Origin of the sequence: Pseudoalteromonas sp. GABNS16E, from assembly GCF_028598715.1 — a bacterium.
Taxonomy (GTDB): domain Bacteria; phylum Pseudomonadota; class Gammaproteobacteria; order Enterobacterales; family Alteromonadaceae; genus Pseudoalteromonas; species Pseudoalteromonas atlantica.
Genome location: NZ_JAQREZ010000011.1, coordinates 80,867 through 99,668, shown reverse-complemented (window position 1 = coordinate 99,668; position 18,802 = coordinate 80,867). Strand labels below are relative to the sequence as shown.

Genomic DNA, 18,802 nt, shown 5'->3' with positions numbered 1-18,802 from the left:
GGATCGGTAATTGAATTAAAGTGTTTCAGAAAAGTAGCGCTCATATTTTACGTGACCAAGGTGATTATTATGCCTTGATCTGATCACTACATATTCTATAAGTTCAATTTATAATGATCTTGCCGTGTGTTATAAGTGATACCAAAATAAAGAAGATGATTATTTCATTATTATTAAGCAAATCCTTTTACCTATAATCCAATAACTCATGGTATAGATGTGGAGATAAATTAAGCAATAACAATAGGCTCGTATTAAAAAGCAAAAACCCAGCCGAAGCTGGGTTTTTATATAAGCAAGGTGCTTAAAGGAGGATGATTACATCATGCCGCCCATGCCACCCATTCCGCCCATGCCACCCATATCAGGGGCACCAGCAGCTTCTTCTTTAGGGATTTCAGCAACCATTGCTTCGGTAGTGATCATTAGACCCGCAATCGAACCTGCAAATTGTAGTGCAGAGCGTGTTACTTTAGTTGGATCTAGGATACCCATTTCAAGCATGTCGTTGTATTCGCCAGAGGCTGCGTTGTAACCGTAGTTACCTTCGCCACCTTTAACAGCGTTTATTACTACTGACGCTTCGTCGCCTGCATTTGTTACGATTTGACGAAGTGGTGCTTCCATCGCACGAAGTGCAACTTTAATACCGTGGTTTTGGTCTTCGTTGTCGCCAAGTAGCTCAACTAGCTTGCTAGCAGCACGTACAAGAGCAACACCACCACCAGGTACTACGCCTTCTTCAACCGCTGCACGAGTTGCATGTAATGCATCTTCAACACGGTCTTTTTTCTCTTTCATTTCAATTTCAGTCGCTGCGCCTACTTTAATTACTGCAACACCGCCGGCAAGTTTAGCCATACGCTCTTGTAGTTTTTCTTTATCGTAGTCAGACGTTGCTTCTTCAATCTGTGCTTTAATTTGAGCAACACGGCCGTTAATGCCATCTTCTTCACCCGCACCATCAATGATAGTTGTATCATCTTTAGTGATTACTACACGCTTAGCAGTACCTAGGTCTTCGATAGTTGCTTTTTCAAGCTCTAAACCAATTTCTTCAGAGATAACAGTACCGCCAGTTAATACTGCGATATCTTGTAGCATTGCTTTACGACGGTCGCCAAAACCAGGGGCTTTAACTGCTGATACTTTAACAATACCGCGCATGTTGTTAACTACAAGCGTTGCAAGCGCTTCGCCTTCTAGGTCTTCAGCAATGATTAATAGTGGCTTGCTTGCTTTAGCAACGGCTTCTAATGTAGGTAGTAGCTCACGAATGTTAGATACTTTTTTATCTACAAGTAGAATGAACGGGTTGTCTAGCTCAACAGCGCCTTTTTCAGCGTTATTGATAAAGTACGGAGATAGGTAACCACGGTCAAACTGCATGCCTTCTACAACATCTAGTTCGTTCTCTAGTGATTGACCTTCTTCTACAGTAATAACACCTGTGTTACGGCCTACTTTTTCCATTGCTTGTGCAATGATGTCGCCAATTTCTTTATCAGAGTTAGCTGAAATAGTACCTACTTGTGCAATAGCTTTAGTATCAGCACATGGTACAGATAGCGCTTTAAGCTCTTCTACTGCAGCGATAATTGCTTTATCAATACCGCGCTTAAGATCCATTGGGTTCATACCCGCAGCAACCGCTTTAAGACCTTCGTTTACAATAGATTGCGCAAGTACAGTTGCGGTAGTAGTACCGTCACCCGCTGCATCATTTGCTTTAGATGCAACTTCTTTTACCATTTGTGCACCCATGTTTTCAAACTTGTCTTCAAGTTCGATTTCTTTTGCTACAGATACACCATCTTTAGTGATCACTGGAGAGCCAAATGATTTATCTAGTACTACGTTACGGCCTTTAGGACCTAAAGTCACTTTTACTGCGTTTGCTAGGATATTTACGCCTGTTAGCATTTTAGCGCGTGCGTCACCTGCAAAAAGTACTTCTTTTGCTGCCATCTTTAATTTCCTCTAAATTCTTAAATGTTTGTTAAACGAAAAGTAGGGTTAGCCTACAATGCCTAAAATGTTGTCTTCACGCATGATCAGGTACTCTTGACCTTCGATCTTTTCAGTTTTTTCAACATATGAGCCAAATAACACAGTGTCACCGGCTTTTACTTCTAAAGCTCTAACGTCACCGTTATCTAGAACGCGACCATTGCCAACAGCAATAACTTCTCCGCGAGTTGATTTTTCAGCTGCAGAGCCAGTTAATACAATACCGCCAGCAGACTTGGTTTCTTCTTCTAGACGCTTAACGATTACGCGATCTTGTAAAGGACGAATGTTCATTTTTTTAGTTCTCCTAACAGTTTCTGAACAGTACAGAAAAAAGCTTTTCTAATTTGCATTCATTAATGGGGGTAGAGTGTAAAATTCCAAGAGAAAAATCGATAAATTTTTAATCTTTTCTCTCATACTCGCCATCAATGGTAGTTGGTTTATTTACATGCTGTTGTTCTTGCTGCGAATGTGGGTGTTGTGTAAAGGCCGAAGAGCCTTGCTGTGCACCTGTGCTCATGCGTACCGTTGCCTGACTAGCAAGGCCTGCAGCAAGTTTATTGCGTATTGAGGGGGTTAATAATAGTAGGCCGAATACATCGGTCATAATGCCTGGGGTTAGCAATAAAACACCCGCAATGATCACGCAAATACCGGTAAATAATTCTTTAGCTGGCATTTGTCCTTGGGCCATTTGGCTTTGTGCATTTTGTAATGCACCCATACCTTGTTGTTTAACCATTCTGGCGCCCAAAATAGCCGTAACAATCACTAGGGCTATAGTCGCAAAACCACCAATTACATCGCTAACCTGTATTAGTAGCGCAATTTCGATGATAGGAATGATAATAAACAACACAAATAAAAATCTAAACATAGGGCTCTCTAAATAATGGCACTCAAAAGAGTGGATGAAATATAAGTGAGGGTGAAAGGGTCTATTTTCAAGGTTGAGCTTAAAGTGATTAATAATTGCTTAATATCTACAATTATTCATCGCCTACACATTACACTAGCTATCAGATACTATTGCATTAGTTCCCTATAAATTAGTAAAGGTTAATTATGACTACGCAATTTAAATTGATATTTACCACGTGCAAAGATGAGGCTGAAGCACGCACTTTAGCAAAAGCACTTGTAGCGCAAAAATTAGCGGCGTGTGTAAATATTTTACCAAATATGACCTCAGTTTATATGTGGGAAGGCGATGTTGCCCAAGAGATAGAAGCAAAGCTACTGATTAAAACAAAATCAGAAAAAATGAATGATGTTTTTGAAACCATCAAAAGTTTACACAGTTACGAAGTGCCCGAAATTCAAGTGGTTGATGTGGCCACTGGTAATTTGGCTTATTTTCATTGGATGGATGAGGTATTAAATTAATGCGGTTTTTCATTTTATTATTGGTTAGCTTGCTGGCGCTTCCGGCAAAGGCAAACACCAATAATGTGCTAGGTGATTTACTTGCCCCGCCACAGCAAACCTTTTTACCCGTAGACCAGGCGTTTGTATTTGATTTTGATCAGCAAGGTAGCACTTTATTTGTGGGATGGGATATAGCCCCTGACTATTACCTTTATAAAAAGAAAATAGAAATTATCGCCAAAGGCGCCAACATAAAGGTAGGCGATGCCGGTGCTGGCGAAATAATTGAAGACGAGTTTTTTGGCAAAACCGAAGTTTTTTTCAATAGTGTGAGTGTTATAAGTAAGCTCAGTAATGTTACAGAGGGTGCTGTTGTAAAGGTGCGCTATCAGGGCTGTGCCAAAGCAGGGCTGTGTTATCCGCCTGAGGTTATTAGTATTCCTTTAAGCGTTATTGCCTCAGAGCAAGCGCAAGGTAATAACTCATCTGCTGATGCCGCTGATACATTAAACGCATTAACTCCTTCTGTAGACTCAACACGTAGCCAAAGCAATACAACCACTCAAGATTTAAGTTTTACAGAGCGATTAGCAAGTCAAAGTTTAGTAACCAATTTACTCATATTTTTTGCTGTTGGGGTGGGGCTTGCGTTTACACCCTGTGTGTTCCCTATGTTTCCTATTTTATCGAGTTTAATTGCAGGGCAGCAAAACCTGTCTACTAAAAAAGCGTTTGCGTTGTCGTTTGTATATATACAAGGTATGGCGCTTACTTATGCTGCATTAGGATTAGTAGTGGCGGCCTTAGGCGGGCAAGTGCAGGGGTATTTACAACACCCTTATGTACTTATTAGTTTTAGTTTACTGTTTGTATTGCTCGCAATGTCGATGTTTGGCTGGTACGAAATTAAGTTACCCAGCGCCATGATGAGCAAGCTAACGCAAGTCAGTAATAACCAAAAAGGCGGCAATTACCTAGGTGTGTTTTTAATGGGGGTATTGTCGGGGTTAATTGCATCACCTTGTACCACAGCTCCGTTATCTGCTGCGCTATTATTTGTAGCGCAAAGTGGTGACTACCTTGTCGGTGGTTTAACCCTGTATGTATTAAGTTTAGGAATGGGCCTACCGCTTTTATTACTCGGTACTTCTGGTGGCAAATTGCTTCCTAAAGCAGGCGGTTGGATGGAGCAAGTTAAAACGTTATTTGGTTTTATTATGCTTGTTGTGCCACTTATTTTATTGGAGCGCATAATTAGCGCCGACATTATTTTACTTATGGCGGGTATTTTAGCACTGGCAACGGCTGTTTATTTACACTATTGGCAGAGTGCTCAGCCACAAAGCAAGCTTAAAACAGCGCTTTGGTTTAGTGCTACATTTTTAGTAGTTACTGGTTTTACATTAGCTAAAAACGTTATTTGGCCGCAGCAACAGGTTGAGCAGGTTAGTCAGCAAAGTAATGAGTTTAAACAAGTGGCTAATTTAACCGAGCTAAAAAACGCTGTTGCTGAAGCTAATCGGCAAGGCAAAATGGTGATGGTTGATTTATACGCCGATTGGTGTGTGGCATGTAAAGAGTTTGAGCATTACACATTTCCAGATGCCAAAGTACAGAGCGAGTTTAGTCACTATCAGTTAATTCAAATCGATTTAACGCAAAGTGATGACACCACCATTGAGCTAATGGAAGAGTTCACTGTGTTTGGTTTACCCAGTATTTTGTTTTTTAACACACAAGGGCAAGAGCTAAGTTCAGAGCGCGTTACAGGATTTTTAAACGCTGATGATTTTGCCACCCACCTAGCTGCAGTGCGCGCCAGCGCACAATAATAGTGCAATTTAGCCGCTTGGGCTTACCAAGTGGCTTGCCTTCAATTATGTCATATTTATTACACCTCCAGAGATTAGACCAGTATTTTGCTGCTATTTACATCGAACTGACTATAATAGCTGGCTAACGTGAGAATTTGTTGCAATTTTTGTTTTTTATACTTACTTTAGTGTACAAAATTAGCTCGCAACGGCTTAACTCATTACTTAGAGGATATATCGCGTATTATGGCTGCAAAATTTAAACTTTTAGTTATAAATGGTCCAAATTTAAACATGCTAGGAAAGCGTGAGCCAGAAAAGTACGGTTTGCACACTCTTGGTGAAATTATGAGCGAACTAACGACTGCCGCAGAGGGTCTAGATGTTCAGCTTACGCATTTTCAAAGTAATAGTGAGCAAGCCCTTATTGAAAGAATACACGATGCTTGGCAGGCAGTTGATTACATAATTATTAATCCTGCTGCATTTACGCATACTAGCGTCGCTTTACGTGATGCATTGTTAAGCGTTGATATTCCTTTTTTTGAGGTGCACTTAAGTAATGTGCATGCACGTGAAGCATTTCGTCATCATTCGTATTTTTCTGATGTGGCGCAAGGTGTGGTATGTGGATTAGGTGCAATGGGTTACCACGCAGCATTGAACGCTGCCGTGAGCCGGTTGCACAACTCGAATTAATTTAAACTAACAAACTTATAGGCGGGTCGTTCATGGATATTCGCAAGATCAAAAAGCTAATCGAATTAGTAGAAGAATCAGGTATTGCTGAGCTAGAAATCACTGAAGGTGAAGAATCAGTACGTATTAACCGTAACAACATGAGCGCAGGTCCTGCTTACGCTCAGTACGCACCACAGCAATTTGCTGCTCCAGCGCCTGCGGCACCAGCACAAGCTGCGCCAGCCGTTGAAGCTGATGCTACACCAGCAGCGCCTGCAGGCCATCAAGTTAAATCACCTATGGTTGGTTCATTTTACTCAGCAGCTTCTCCAGAAGCGCCAGCATACGTAGAAGTAGGTTCTCAAGTTAAAGTAGGTGATACTTTATGTATCGTTGAAGCAATGAAAATGATGAACCAAATTGAGTCAGATAAAGCGGGTACAGTTACAGCTATTTTAGTTGAAAATGGCGAACCAGTAGAATTTGATCAACCTCTATTCATCATTGAATAATTTAGTAACCTAAAGGCCAACTCTTATGTTAGATAAAGTAGTCATTGCAAACCGAGGTGAAATAGCACTTCGCGTATTGCGCGCCTGCAAAGAGCTTGGGATCAAAACGGTTGCTGTGCATTCAACGGCGGATCGCGATCTTAAGCACGTATTACTTGCAGATGAAACCATTTGTATCGGTAGACCTCCAGCCACTGAAAGTTACTTAGATATTCCGCGCATTATTGCGGCTGCTGAAGTAACAGACGCTGTAGCGATTCACCCAGGATATGGTTTTCTTTCAGAAAATGCAGATTTTGCTGACCAAGTTGAGCAAAGCGGTTTTGTATTTATTGGTCCAAAAGGCGACACTATTCGTCTTATGGGCGATAAAGTATCGGCAATCAATGCAATGCGCAAAGCCGGTGTACCATGTGTACCGGGTTCTGACGGTCCGGTATCGGATGACAAAGAACGCAACATGCAAATTGCAAAGCGCATTGGTTACCCGGTAATTATTAAAGCCGCTGGTGGCGGTGGTGGCCGTGGTATGCGTGTAGTACGTAGCGAAGCTGAATTAATTGATTCAATCGCACTTACTCAACAAGAAGCGAAACAGTTTTTTGGTAATAGCATGGTTTACATGGAAAAATTCCTTGAAAACCCTCGCCATATTGAAATTCAGGTACTTGCTGATGGACAAGGTAATGCTGTTCATTTAGGTGAGCGTGACTGTTCTATGCAACGTCGTCACCAAAAAGTAGTTGAAGAAGCGCCTGCTCCAGGTATAACGGCAGAAGTGCGTAAATTTATTGGTGAGCGCTGTACACGTGCATGTATCGAAATTGGTTACCGTGGTGCGGGTACGTTTGAGTTTTTATACGAAAACGGCGAATTTTACTTCATCGAAATGAACACCCGTATTCAAGTTGAGCACCCAGTGACTGAAATGGTAAGCGGTGTTGATTTAATTAAAGAACAGCTAAAAATTGCTGCTGGGCAACCGCTATCTTTCACGCAAGATGACGTTGTTATCCGCGGTCACGCAATTGAATGTCGTATTAACGCAGAAGACCCAGAAACGTTTATCCCGTCGCCGGGTAAAATTACACGTTTCCACCCTGCAGGTGGTTTAGGTATTCGTTGGGATAGCCATATTTATGCTGACTATACAGTACCTCCACATTACGATTCGATGATTGGTAAGCTTATTACTTACGGTGAAAACCGTGATGTGGCTATTGCCCGTGCTCGTAATGCGTTGAACGAATTAGTTATTGATGGCATCAAAACAAACACGCCATTACATAAGAAAATTCTTGCAGACGAAAACTTCCAAAGTGGTGGTACAAATATCCACTACCTTGAGAAAAAACTAGGGCTATAGAGCCCCAGTTAATTAAAACCGGCTTAGGCCGGTTTTTTTATGCCTAAAACGCCAATTTATCGCCTTCAAGAAATATTCTGGTATGATTAGCAAAGATGCGCTTTTAGTAAATTTTTGAGGTAACAATGACGCGTAGTTTTGAAGCTCACCTAAATGATGAAATAGCCACAGTAGCAATGGGTAACAAAGTGGCTGCTATTATAGAGCAAGGTGCAGTAATTTATTTACACGGTGATTTAGGCGCAGGTAAAACAACATTTACGCGTGGTGTAGTGCAAGGCTTTGGCCACACTGGTAAGGTAAAAAGCCCAACCTATACGTTGGTAGAGCCATACGAACTGACACGTGCTAATGTATATCATTTTGACCTATACCGGTTAGGCGATCCTGAAGAGCTTGAGTACATGGGTATAAGAGATTACTTTTCTGAGCAGGCTATTTGTATTGTTGAGTGGCCAGAAAAAGGGGGAGAATTTATACCTGTTCCCGATTTAGACATTACCTTAAGTTACGTTGGCGATGAGCGCAAAATTGTTATTAATAGTGCCAGCGAGCGCGGAATAGCAATTGTCGAAAAACTAACTAACCTAAACCCGAGTTAATATACTTACTAACACATTGAAATATAAAAGCATCAAAGTTACCTTTTTAGTTGGCGTACAAAATAGCAGCTTAAGGTAGATTTACTATCCAACGTTTAGGTTAATAAGCTAATAGCGGGTCAAGGCGCCCGCTCTCATAATAATAAATAGTTAAGGCAATGGTAGTTATAATGAATCGAGGTGTAGTTAAACTTTTTATTTGTTTCATAGTTTTCGCTGTGAGCTTACCGTTGTGGGCAAAAAATACCATAAATAGTGTACGCGTATGGCCCTCGCCAGATAGCACGCGGGTGGTATTTGATTTAGATGATAAGCCCGATTTTAGCTATTTTATGCTTAAAAACCCGAGTCGCTTAGTGGTCGACCTTGAAAACACCAAGGGGTTAAAAGTATTACCGAGTATTCCTTCTAAGCACAAAATTGTAAGCAAGCTGCGCTATTCAAAACCTAAAAATAAACAAAGTGTACGTTTTGTATTTGAGCTAACCGCGCCTATTAAGCCGGTTATTTTTGCGCTGGCACCTACTGGCCCGTACAAAAACAGGTTAGTTGTGGATTTATATAATAAAAGTGAACCTGCAGTAAGCTCTACACCTGCCCAAAAAGCAGCTAAAAAGCGCCAGTTAAGCCAAGAGCGAGACATTGTTATTGCAATTGATGCGGGCCATGGCGGAGAAGACCCTGGTTCTATTGGCCCCTCTGGTACGTATGAAAAAACCATTACCCTGCAAATAGCTAAACGTTTAGAGCGTATGATTGACGGCGAACGTGGCATGATTTCGCGCATGGTAAGAAGTGGCGACTACTTTGTTAAGCTTAATACCCGTACCAACCGAGCACGCCAGAAAAAAGCCGACTTTTTAGTGTCAATTCATGCTGATGCATTTACCAGCCCTGGGCCAAATGGTGCTTCGGTGTGGGTGTTATCGCTTGGTCGCGCTAATTCTGAGATTGGTAAATGGATAGAAGATAAAGAAAAACACTCAGAGCTTTTAGGTGGTGCAGCCGATGTAATTAAAGATGCTGCTAACGAAAAATACCTCGCGCAAGCGCTGCTCGATATGTCGATGGACCACTCAATGAAAACGGGGCTTAGTGTGGCCGAAGAAGTAGTAAAAGAGCTAAAAAAGGTCGCTAAATTACATAAAAAAGATCCACAACATGCAAGTCTTGCCGTATTAAAGTCGCCAGATATCCCTTCCATTTTGGTTGAGACAGGTTTTATTTCAAACCCCCGTGAAGAGCGCATGTTAAAAAGCGCTAATCATCAGGAACGCTTAGCTAAAGCGATGTTTACGTCTATAAAAAATTATTACTTAAAAAACCCACCTGATGATTCGTTATTTGCAAAGCTTAAATCGCAGTACCCAACTAAACATAAAGTTCGCCCAGGTGAATCGCTAAGTCTATTAGCGAGTCGGTATGGCGTATCGGTAGCCAAATTAAAGCAAGTTAATCAACTACGCTCAAACACCTTGTTTATAGGTCAAGAGCTGGACATACCGCAGAGTTGATGTTTATTAAACCTGTACACGTATTAGGGGCCTCATGAGTATTGAAATATTACCTGCACGATTAGCTAACCAAATAGCGGCAGGTGAAGTGGTTGAACGCCCGGCTTCAGTGGTTAAAGAACTGGTAGAAAATAGCTTAGATGCGGGCGCTACGCGTGTGCAAATAGACATAGAGCGGGGCGGTCACAAGCTTATTCGTATTCGTGATAATGGCTCAGGTATTGGCAAAAATGAGCTCACTTTAGCGCTTTCGCGCCATGCAACAAGTAAACTTAAATCACTCGATGATTTAGAAAATATTTGCTCTTTAGGCTTTAGAGGGGAAGCGCTTGCATCTATTAGTTCGGTATCGCGTTTAACGCTTAGCTCAAAGCCCAAAGCACAAGATGCCGCGTGGCAAGCGTTTGCACAGGGGCGCGATATGGACGTGCAAGTAAAGCCGGTAGCCCACCCAGATGGCACAACGATAGAAGTTAAAGATTTATTTTTTAACACCCCAGCAAGGCGCAAGTTTTTACGCACCGAAAAAACCGAATTTAGCCACATTGATGAGCTTATAAAGCGTATTGCACTGAGTCGTTTTGATGTGTCGATTACACTGACGCATAACCAAAAGGTGGTTAGGCAGTACCGTGCTAAAACCGATCCAAATCAAGCGATTACTCGGGTTGCGCAAGTTGCAGGTAAAGCCTTTGCTGAGCAAGGATTGCATATTCAATCTGGCGAAAGTGGTTTACAGCTACATGGCTGGGTATTGCCAGTGGGATCAGCTAATACCACGCAATATACATATGTAAATAATCGCATGATGCGCGATAAGCTAATTTTACATGCTATTCGTCAGGCGTTTGAAGAGGTAAGTGGAGCGCATGAACTCCCAGGTTTTGTTATTTATATTGATATTGACCCAAGGCAAGTGGATGTAAATGTTCATCCTGCAAAGCACGAGGTGCGTTTTCATCAAGGCCGGTTAGTGCACGACTTTATATTACAGGCGATTAAGCAAGTAGTTGTGCCTCTACAAGGCGAATTTGCAACTAATCAAGCGGCCATAGACGATTACCAATCCTCAGCGTTTATTGAGCAGCCAAGTCATGCGGCTAATAACCAGCCAGTTCAGCAGGGGTATGATTACCCTAAGTCACAGTTGCAGCCAATAGATTCACAAAACGGTGGTTTTACTAGTCGTGCCCCCTCTAATCGCGCAGGGTCAGGGAATGGCGCTGCGGGGTATGCTTCACCGTCTCAAAAACATGGTGCTAATCATCACGATGTAAATGCATTTTATCAAGGGGTGAGTGAGCAACAAGCCGCTCATTTTGAGCATAGTGTATTAGCGCAACCCGTTATTGATGAGAGCGCTGCACACGCATTAAAAAGTGTGCAGGTATTAAATGTAAATAAAGGCGTGTGTGTATTTACTCAGCAGCAGCAGTTATTTTGCTCACACTATAAGCATGCACTTGTTGATTACTGGCATGCACAAATAAAAGAGCTGGGTAATTTAGAGGGTAAAGCCTTGTTATTACCAGTAAGGGTTAACCTTGAAAAAGCTGACTGCGAACTAATAGCTCAGCAGCAATCGTGGTTTACTTTATTAGGCTTTGAGCTAGTTATTGAAAAACAGTTTGTGATGGTTAAAAAGCTACCCACGTGTTTATATCTACTTGAAGTATCAGCCGCGGTCGAGAGCTTGCTTGGCGCATGTAAAACACAGCTCAACGAGTTACAAGCGTGGCTCACATGGCAGCTTAGTTGTGTACCAGAACGCTTTTATGAAAGTAATGCATTTATTGAATTACAAATTAGCTTACAAAATAATCCGCAAACAATTGAACGTTTAAAAGAAAAAGCAGTTAAAATAGACCTAGAACACTATTTAACGCAATTAAATTAAGGTACCCGTGTTGAGCAATTTACCGGTCATATTTTTAATGGGCCCAACCGCAGCTGGTAAAACGGCGTTGGCAATTTCACTGTGTGAGCACTTAAATACAGAAATAATCAGCGTTGATTCAGCGTTAGTGTATAAAGGTATGGACATAGGTACGGCAAAGCCCGATGCAGAAGAACTTGCTCGTGCTCCGCATCATTTAATTGATTTACTCGATCCGAGCGAAACCTATTCGGTCGCCGATTTTAGACGTGATGCGATAAAAAAAATTGATGAATTCCATCAACAAGGTAAAGTACCAATATTAGTGGGTGGCACCATGATGTACTTTAAATCTTTAATTGATGGATTATCGCCACTGCCTGAAGCCTGCCCAGTAGTTAGAGCAGAGCTTGAAGCGCAAGCAAAACAATTTGGCTGGCCCCATTTACATCAAGAGCTGGGTAAAGTAGATCCGCAAGCGGCCGACAAGATAAGTGAAAATGATTCACAAAGAATAAATCGAGCTTTGGAAGTTTACCGTATTAGTGGTAAAACAATGACTGAATTGCAAAAGCAAAAGCAGCCAACGTTACCTTATACTTTTCATCAATTTGCGATTGCGCCTGATGATCGCAGTGAATTACATCAGCGAATTGAAAAAAGGTTTAAAATAATGATAGAACAGGGGTTTGAAAAAGAAGTTTCGACCCTATATCTACGTAAGGATTTACACCCCAATATGCCTTCTATTCGTTGTGTAGGTTATAGACAAATGTGGGATTATCTTGCGGGTGAAGTAGACCATGATGAGATGGTTTTTCGCGGCATTGCTGCAACGCGTCAACTGGCAAAACGTCAGCTAACGTGGTTACGGAGTTGGCCTGATGTTACATGGTTAACAACAGACGATGAAGAAAACTTGCATCGCGTAGTAAGTTCGCTAAGCTAGTAGTAGTTGCGAATTATTTAATTAAATAAGTTCAGCTACTTAAATTATAATAACACCTAGAACGAAGGAACAATAACATGGCAAAAGGCCAATCGTTACAAGACCCATTTTTGAATGCACTACGTCGTGAGCGCATTCCAGTATCAATCTTTTTGGTAAATGGCATAAAATTACAAGGTAAAATTCAGTCATTTGACCAATTTGTTATTTTACTTGAAAACACTGTAAACCAAATGGTGTATAAACACGCAATTTCAACAGTTGTACCTGCTCGTGCAGTCAACTTCCAAGGTGTTCAAGGGAGCGATGACACTGAAGAGCAAGAACCAGGAAATATTTAATTAGGAGCGTAATGCTTGTTTGACCGCTATGAATCCGGCGAACAGGCAGTCTTAGTTCATATCGACTTACCTAAAGATGGCGATCGTGAAGATCTTCATGAATTAGAGTTGTTGGTATCTTCTGCTGGTGTTAGTAGTTTGGCGGTTGTGCAAGGCAGCCGCCAAGCACCACATCCGAAACTATTCGTCGGTACCGGTAAAGCAGAAGAAATAGCTGAGATTGTCAAAATCCACAATGCAGATGTTGTCATCTTTAATCATCAATTAAGTCCGTCTCAAGAACGTAACTTAGAGCGCGTTTGCCAATGTCGTGTACTTGATAGAACAACACTTATTCTTGATATTTTTGCCCAAAGAGCCCGTACCCACGAAGGTAAGCTACAAGTAGAGCTTGCTCAGCTTAGGCATATGTCTACTCGATTAATCCGAGGGTGGACTCACCTTGAGCGCCAAAAAGGGGGAATAGGTTTACGAGGCCCAGGCGAAACACAGCTTGAAACCGATAGACGTTTATTGCGCGCGCGCATTAAAAATATTCGTGCCCGATTAGCCAAAGTGGCTGTACAACGCGAGCAGGGTAGACGTGCGCGTACGCGTAACGAAATTCCTACCGTGTCGCTTGTAGGGTATACCAATGCGGGTAAATCAACCCTGTTTAACCGTATAACAGACTCAGATGTATACGCAGCGGATCAGCTTTTTGCCACGCTTGACCCAACACTACGTAAACTTGATATAGGTGATGTTGGTTCGGTTATTTTGGCCGATACAGTGGGATTTATTCGCCACTTACCGCATGACTTAGTGGCAGCCTTTAAAGCAACACTAACAGAAACGCGTGAAGCCGACCTACAATTACATGTAATTGATGTGGCAGACCCGCGCAGACGCGAAAACATAGAGGAAGTACAGTCGGTTTTAAAAGAGATTGAAGCTGATGAAGTACCGCAATTATTAGTTTATAACAAAATTGATGCGCTTGATGATGTAAGCCCACGAATTGATCGGGATGACCAAGGACAGCCTATAAGAGTATGGTTATCTGCACAAACCGGCGAAGGGTGTGAGCTACTTAGCGAAGCAATAAGTGACCTGCTTGCTAAGAAAATGCTTAGTGGTACGTTATTACTTGCCCCTCAATATGGCCGGTTAAGAGCGTCTTTGTTTAGCTTAAGTGCAGTCCATGAAGAGCGCTTTGATGAACATGGTAACTGGTTGTTGGATGTACGTTTACCTATGGTTGAATGGAACCGATTAATTAAAGAGTTTGGTCCTGAAATTGAGGGTTTTATCAATCGCGATTAAAAATTGGCATATAAATGTCGGTTTTTGTATGAGAAACGCGGTAGATTTGATAGATTTAACACAATTTCCTAATTTATTTAGATAACAATGGAGTATAGCTATGGCCTGGAATGAACCGGGTAATAATGGCAATGACAAAGATCCGTGGAACAATAAAGGCGGACGTGATCAAGGCCCACCTGATTTAGACGAGGTGTTCCGTAAGTTTAGCAACAAGTTAGGCGGCATATTTGGCGGAAAAAAATCCGGCAATAATAGTGGCGGTGGACTTGGCGGAGCCGGTATTTCATTTATCCTCATTATCGCCGCAATTGTGTGGGCGTTAAGTGGTATTTATACGGTTAAAGAGGCCGAACGTGGTGTGGTACTGCAATTTGGTAAGTATGACCGTATTGCAGAGCCAGGCCTACGCTGGAAAATGACCTTTATTGAAACGGTTATTCCGGTAGATATTGAAGCTGTACGTTCATTATCTGCATCAGGGTTTATGCTAACGGAAGATGAAAACGTAGTAAGCGTTGAGTTTGAAGTGCAATACCGTGTTATTGACCCGTACCTTTACAAGTTTAGCGTAACTAATGCTGATAACAGCTTAGAAGAAGCGCTTGATAGCGCGTTACGTTACGTTGTTGGCCATGCAAAAATGGACCAAGTACTGACTAATGGCCGTGAAGTTGTTCGTCAAAATACGTGGGATGAGCTTAATAAAATCATCGAACCGTATAACTTAGGTTTAATTGTGACCGATGTGAACTTTAAAGATTCACGTCCACCAACTGAAGTAAAAGATGCATTTGATGACGCTATTGCCGCACAAGAAGATGAAGAGCGTTTCATCCGTGAAGCAGAAGCGTATGCACGTGAAATTGAACCGCGCGCGCGTGGTCAAGTAACACGTATGACGCAAGAAGCAGAAGGTTATCAAGAACGCATTACACTTGAAGCACAAGGTGAAGTGGCTCGTTTTGAAAAGCTATTACCTGAGTACCAAGCAGCTAAAGAAGTAACGCGCGAACGTTTATACATTGATGCTATGGAAGAGGTGCTTAGCAGCAGTTCTAAAGTCATTGTTGATGTTAAAGGCGGTAACAACATGATGTACTTACCACTTGATAAAATTATGGAAAAGCAAGGCACTGCAACACGTGTAGCTTTACCAAGCTCAAGTGATATTCAAGATTTACGCAATAAAGTAAACACATCACGAAATAGCACTGTGAATAGCGGTAATGACCGTTTTAACAGCGATCGCTTTAACAATAACGGGAGATAAGCGTAATGAAAAACTTTAGTTTAGTCATACTATTAGCTGCCATTATTATGTCTTTCTCTGCGGTATTTGTAGTACCAGAAGGGCAAAAAGCGATTGTGTTGCTATTTAGCAAAGTTGAAAAAGACAGTGAAGACAAAGCCGTTGTATACAGCCCAGGCCTTCACTTAAAAGTACCATTTTTTAGCCAAGTACGTCGTATTGATGCACGTATTCAAACGCTAGATGGCACGCCAGACCGCTTTGTAACAAGCGAGAAAAAAGACTTAATTGTTGATTCGTTTGTTAAATGGCGCGTAAACGACTTTAGCGCATTTTACCTTCGTGCTCGTGGTGATAAGCAATACGCTGAAACACTACTAAAGCAAAAAGTTAACAATGGTCTGCGTACTAACTTTGGTACGCGTACTATTCGCGAGATTGTATCGGGTGAGCGTAGTGAGCTAATGGAAGAGGCGTTAGTACAAGCTTCTGAAAGTGCGCGCGAGTTAGGTATTGAAGTACTTGACGTGCGTGTTAAGCAAATTAACTTACCACAAGAAGTGAGTAGCTCTATTTACCAACGTATGCGCGCTGAGCGTACTGCTGTTGCAAAAGAGCACCGCTCGGAAGGTCAAGAAAAAGCAGAAACTATTCGTGCTAATGTTGACCGCCGTGTAACGGTAATGCTTGCTGATGCAGAGCGTAATGCGCGCTCAGTACGTGGTCAAGGTGATGCAGAAGCTGCCGCTATTTATGCTAAAGCATACAACAAAGATCCAGAGTTCTTTGGCTTTGTTCGTTCTTTAGAGGCGTATAAAAAGACCTTTAAAGATAAACAAGATGTTATGGTACTTTCACCAGATAGTGACTTCTTTAAATATATGAAAGGCGCTGCAGCGCAATAAGCGATGTCTTAATCATTTAAAAAGTTATAAAGCCCCGCCTATGCGGGGCTTTTTGTTAAGCATAATTTAAAACTTTAAATTACTGTTATATATGTGGTTATTTAAAAAGTGTGATGGCCTAAAAAATACGCGCAGAAAAAATAAGCTGAACAGGGGTGATCTTTACTTCCGTTTTCTGGTAAAATCTCGTCCTAATTTTCTCGAAGTGAATTTACAATGGGTAAAAACGTTGTTGTATTAGGCACCCAATGGGGTGACGAAGGTAAGGGTAAGGTTGTTGATCTCCTTACAGACAAAGCATCTTTAGTAGTTCGATACCAAGGAGGCCACAATGCGGGTCATACTTTAGTTATTGACGGTGAAAAGACAGTTCTACACCTTATTCCATCGGGTGTATTACGTGACAATGTTAAATGTGTGATTGGTAATGGTGTGGTTTTATCGCCAGAAGCGCTAATGAAAGAAATTGGCATGTTAGAAGAGCGTGGCGTACCTGTACGTGAGCGTCTTTTAATTAGTGAAGCATGTCCGTTAATTCTGCCTTTCCATGTTGCATTAGATGTAGCTCGCGAAACTGCTCGCGGCGACAAGCCAATTGGTACAACTGGCCGTGGTATCGGTCCTGCGTACGAAGATAAAGTAGCCCGTCGCGGTTTACGCGTAGGTGACTTATTCAATCCAGAATTATTCGCAGCTAAACTAAAAGAAGTACTTGAATACCATAACTTCACTTTAGTTAACTACTACAAAGTAGATGCTGTTGATTTCCAAAAAACGTTTGATGATGCAATGGCTGTTGCAGACATCTTAAAAGCAATGGTTGTTGATGTAACTGAGCTTTTAGATCAAACACGTTTAGCGGGCGAACACATTTTATTTGAAGGTGCACAAGGTACATTACTTGATATCGATCACGGTACTTACCCTTATGTAACCTCTTCAAACACCACTGCTGGTGGCGTTGCGACTGGTGCTGGTTTTGGTCCATTAAACCTTGACTACGTGTTAGGTATTATTAAAGCGTACACTACACGTGTTGGTTCTGGTCCTTTCCCTACAGAGCTTTACGATGGCCTTGAAAAACAAGACCCAGTGGGTAAGCACTTAGGTGATAAAGGTCATGAGTTTGGCGCGACAACAGGTCGTTTACGCCGTACTGGTTGGTTAGATGCTGTAGCAATGCGCCGCGCAGTTCAAATCAACAGCATCTCTGGTTTTTGTTTAACTAAGTTAGATGTTTTAGATGGTTTAGAAACGCTTAAAATCTGTACTGGTTACCAGCTTGAAGATGGCACAGTGACTAATGTAACGCCATTAGCTGCTGAAGGTTACGAGAAAGTAACACCAGTATATGAAGAGATGCCAGGTTGGTCTGAAAACACAGTTGGTGTAACTAGCCTTGAAGGCTTACCAAAAGCTGCGATTGACTACATCAAGCGTATCGAAGAAATCACAGGTGTACCTGTTGATATTATTTCTACCGGCCCAGATCGTGTAGAAACAATGGTACTTCGCAACCCGTTTGCTTAATCACCATTCGTTTAAAAAAAAGCTGCTTTTTGCAGCTTTTTTTATGCCTAAAATTCACCTTGGAACGATCTTTGTATATTATTTGATAAGTTTTATTTTATACGTGGTAAACATGCGCCTATCTACCTGTAACACTTTTCTAGCGTCTTTGCTCACTCCGTTACTTTTATCTATAAGTAGCAATGTGTTAGCTGAAGAAACGCCCGCTGCGGTGCCGCTTTATACCGAACCGGAGCTGATTGCACTAATAAATAAAAATACACATTTGCAGCGTGTAAAGGCAGACGATTGCCAATTAGTACAAGATATAGAGGCAAGGGCCAATAAAATGGCGCTGCCATCTTACCAATTTTTATATGGCGATATGCTGGCATATAACGTGTGTGTTGAGCGCAATGTGGAATTAGGTGTGTACTACATGCGTAAAGCGGCTGAACAAGGCTTAGCGGCTGCGTTAGAGCAGCTTGGACGTTATTACGACACGGGTCGCTTAGTGCAGCAAGATAAAGCTATGGCCATTACCTACTTACGAGAGGCCTCAGCGCAAGGGAACTTAAAAGCACAGCTAAGGCTGGTTAAGCTTTTTAATGCAGGCTACGGAAGCCCACGTGACTTTGAAGATGCGTATCGCTGGTTATTCAATGCCATGGTGGCAGATAAAGCAACCCACAAAAAAATTGAGCGTGCGCTTAGCTTACTCGCTCAAAAAATGCCCGATAGTGTTGTTGCCCGCGCCCGATTGCCCATGTAAGTGCCGATAACGCACGCTATTTA

At 41.9% G+C, this 18,802-nt stretch carries 18 protein-coding genes; 15 read left to right on the top strand and 3 right to left on the bottom strand.

Annotation, left to right across the window (positions count from 1 at the left end):
• Positions 1 to 318 precede the first annotated feature (318 nt).
• The 3 genes from groL to PSI06_RS07035 all read right to left on the bottom strand — a co-directional run bounded on the left by groL (position 319) and on the right by PSI06_RS07035 (position 2,890).
• Positions 319 to 1,968, bottom strand: coding sequence for a chaperonin GroEL (gene groL / locus PSI06_RS07045; protein WP_004587677.1), 1,650 nt, complete (start codon positions 1,966 to 1,968; stop codon positions 319 to 321).
• A 48-nt stretch (positions 1,969 to 2,016) separates the two neighbouring features.
• Complete coding sequence (locus PSI06_RS07040) at positions 2,017 to 2,304, bottom strand: co-chaperone GroES (protein ID WP_004587676.1); 288 nt, start codon at positions 2,302 to 2,304, stop codon at positions 2,017 to 2,019.
• Positions 2,305 to 2,413: 109 nt separating this feature from the next.
• Positions 2,414 to 2,890: an FxsA family protein gene (locus tag PSI06_RS07035; RefSeq protein WP_004587675.1), complete on the bottom strand. Its 477-nt coding sequence runs from the start codon at positions 2,888 to 2,890 to the stop codon at positions 2,414 to 2,416.
• Between the two features lie 188 nt (positions 2,891 to 3,078).
• Here PSI06_RS07035 and cutA point away from each other — a divergent pair, with 188 nt between their 5' ends.
• The 15 genes from cutA to PSI06_RS06960 all read left to right on the top strand — a co-directional run bounded on the left by cutA (position 3,079) and on the right by PSI06_RS06960 (position 18,779).
• A complete protein-coding gene (cutA, locus tag PSI06_RS07030) occupies positions 3,079 to 3,399 on the top strand; it encodes a divalent-cation tolerance protein CutA (protein WP_029772613.1) in 321 nt (106 codons plus the stop codon).
• Positions 3,399 to 5,213, top strand: a complete 1,815-nt coding sequence (locus tag PSI06_RS07025; RefSeq protein ID WP_273603270.1) for a protein-disulfide reductase DsbD — start codon at positions 3,399 to 3,401, stop codon at positions 5,211 to 5,213. The genes cutA and PSI06_RS07025 overlap by 1 nt, the downstream gene beginning before the upstream one ends.
• 228 nt (positions 5,214 to 5,441) lie before the next feature.
• On the top strand, positions 5,442 to 5,894 hold the full coding sequence (gene aroQ / locus PSI06_RS07020; RefSeq protein WP_273603271.1) for a type II 3-dehydroquinate dehydratase: 453 nt from the start codon (positions 5,442 to 5,444) through the stop codon (positions 5,892 to 5,894).
• A 32-nt stretch (positions 5,895 to 5,926) separates the two neighbouring features.
• Positions 5,927 to 6,388: an acetyl-CoA carboxylase biotin carboxyl carrier protein gene (gene accB, locus PSI06_RS07015; RefSeq protein WP_004587671.1), complete on the top strand. Its 462-nt coding sequence runs from the start codon at positions 5,927 to 5,929 to the stop codon at positions 6,386 to 6,388.
• 25 nt (positions 6,389 to 6,413) lie between these two features.
• Positions 6,414 to 7,754 carry an acetyl-CoA carboxylase biotin carboxylase subunit gene (accC, locus tag PSI06_RS07010; protein ID WP_024031477.1) on the top strand — a complete coding sequence of 447 codons (1,341 nt, stop codon included), beginning with the start codon at positions 6,414 to 6,416 and terminating at the stop codon, positions 7,752 to 7,754.
• A 125-nt stretch (positions 7,755 to 7,879) separates the two neighbouring features.
• Complete coding sequence (gene tsaE / locus PSI06_RS07005; protein ID WP_004587669.1) at positions 7,880 to 8,356, top strand: tRNA (adenosine(37)-N6)-threonylcarbamoyltransferase complex ATPase subunit type 1 TsaE; 477 nt, start codon at positions 7,880 to 7,882, stop codon at positions 8,354 to 8,356.
• A gap of 170 nt (positions 8,357 to 8,526) precedes the next feature.
• Positions 8,527 to 9,870, top strand: coding sequence for an N-acetylmuramoyl-L-alanine amidase (locus PSI06_RS07000; protein WP_004587668.1), 1,344 nt, complete (start codon positions 8,527 to 8,529; stop codon positions 9,868 to 9,870).
• A gap of 34 nt (positions 9,871 to 9,904) precedes the next feature.
• Positions 9,905 to 11,767, top strand: a complete 1,863-nt coding sequence (mutL, locus tag PSI06_RS06995; protein WP_273603272.1) for a DNA mismatch repair endonuclease MutL — start codon at positions 9,905 to 9,907, stop codon at positions 11,765 to 11,767.
• Positions 11,768 to 11,777: 10 nt separating this feature from the next.
• Positions 11,778 to 12,695 carry a tRNA (adenosine(37)-N6)-dimethylallyltransferase MiaA gene (gene miaA, locus PSI06_RS06990; protein WP_273603273.1) on the top strand — a complete coding sequence of 306 codons (918 nt, stop codon included), beginning with the start codon at positions 11,778 to 11,780 and terminating at the stop codon, positions 12,693 to 12,695.
• Between the two features lie 77 nt (positions 12,696 to 12,772).
• Positions 12,773 to 13,036, top strand: coding sequence for an RNA chaperone Hfq (gene hfq, locus PSI06_RS06985; protein WP_004587665.1), 264 nt, complete (start codon positions 12,773 to 12,775; stop codon positions 13,034 to 13,036).
• Between the two features lie 15 nt (positions 13,037 to 13,051).
• On the top strand, positions 13,052 to 14,341 hold the full coding sequence (gene hflX / locus PSI06_RS06980; RefSeq protein ID WP_024031472.1) for a ribosome rescue GTPase HflX: 1,290 nt from the start codon (positions 13,052 to 13,054) through the stop codon (positions 14,339 to 14,341).
• A 100-nt stretch (positions 14,342 to 14,441) separates the two neighbouring features.
• Positions 14,442 to 15,614 (top strand): FtsH protease activity modulator HflK, encoded by a 1,173-nt coding sequence (gene hflK / locus PSI06_RS06975; protein WP_004587663.1) that lies wholly within the window; start codon positions 14,442 to 14,444, stop codon positions 15,612 to 15,614.
• A 5-nt stretch (positions 15,615 to 15,619) separates the two neighbouring features.
• Positions 15,620 to 16,498 (top strand): protease modulator HflC, encoded by an 879-nt coding sequence (hflC, locus tag PSI06_RS06970; protein WP_273603274.1) that lies wholly within the window; start codon positions 15,620 to 15,622, stop codon positions 16,496 to 16,498.
• A 216-nt stretch (positions 16,499 to 16,714) separates the two neighbouring features.
• Positions 16,715 to 18,028 (top strand): adenylosuccinate synthase, encoded by a 1,314-nt coding sequence (locus PSI06_RS06965; protein WP_004587661.1) that lies wholly within the window; start codon positions 16,715 to 16,717, stop codon positions 18,026 to 18,028.
• A gap of 112 nt (positions 18,029 to 18,140) precedes the next feature.
• The gene (locus PSI06_RS06960) at positions 18,141 to 18,779 is read left to right on the top strand and encodes a tetratricopeptide repeat protein (RefSeq protein ID WP_248443967.1); all 639 of its coding nucleotides are present in this window, start codon (positions 18,141 to 18,143) and stop codon (positions 18,777 to 18,779) included.
• Positions 18,780 to 18,802 lie beyond the last annotated feature (23 nt).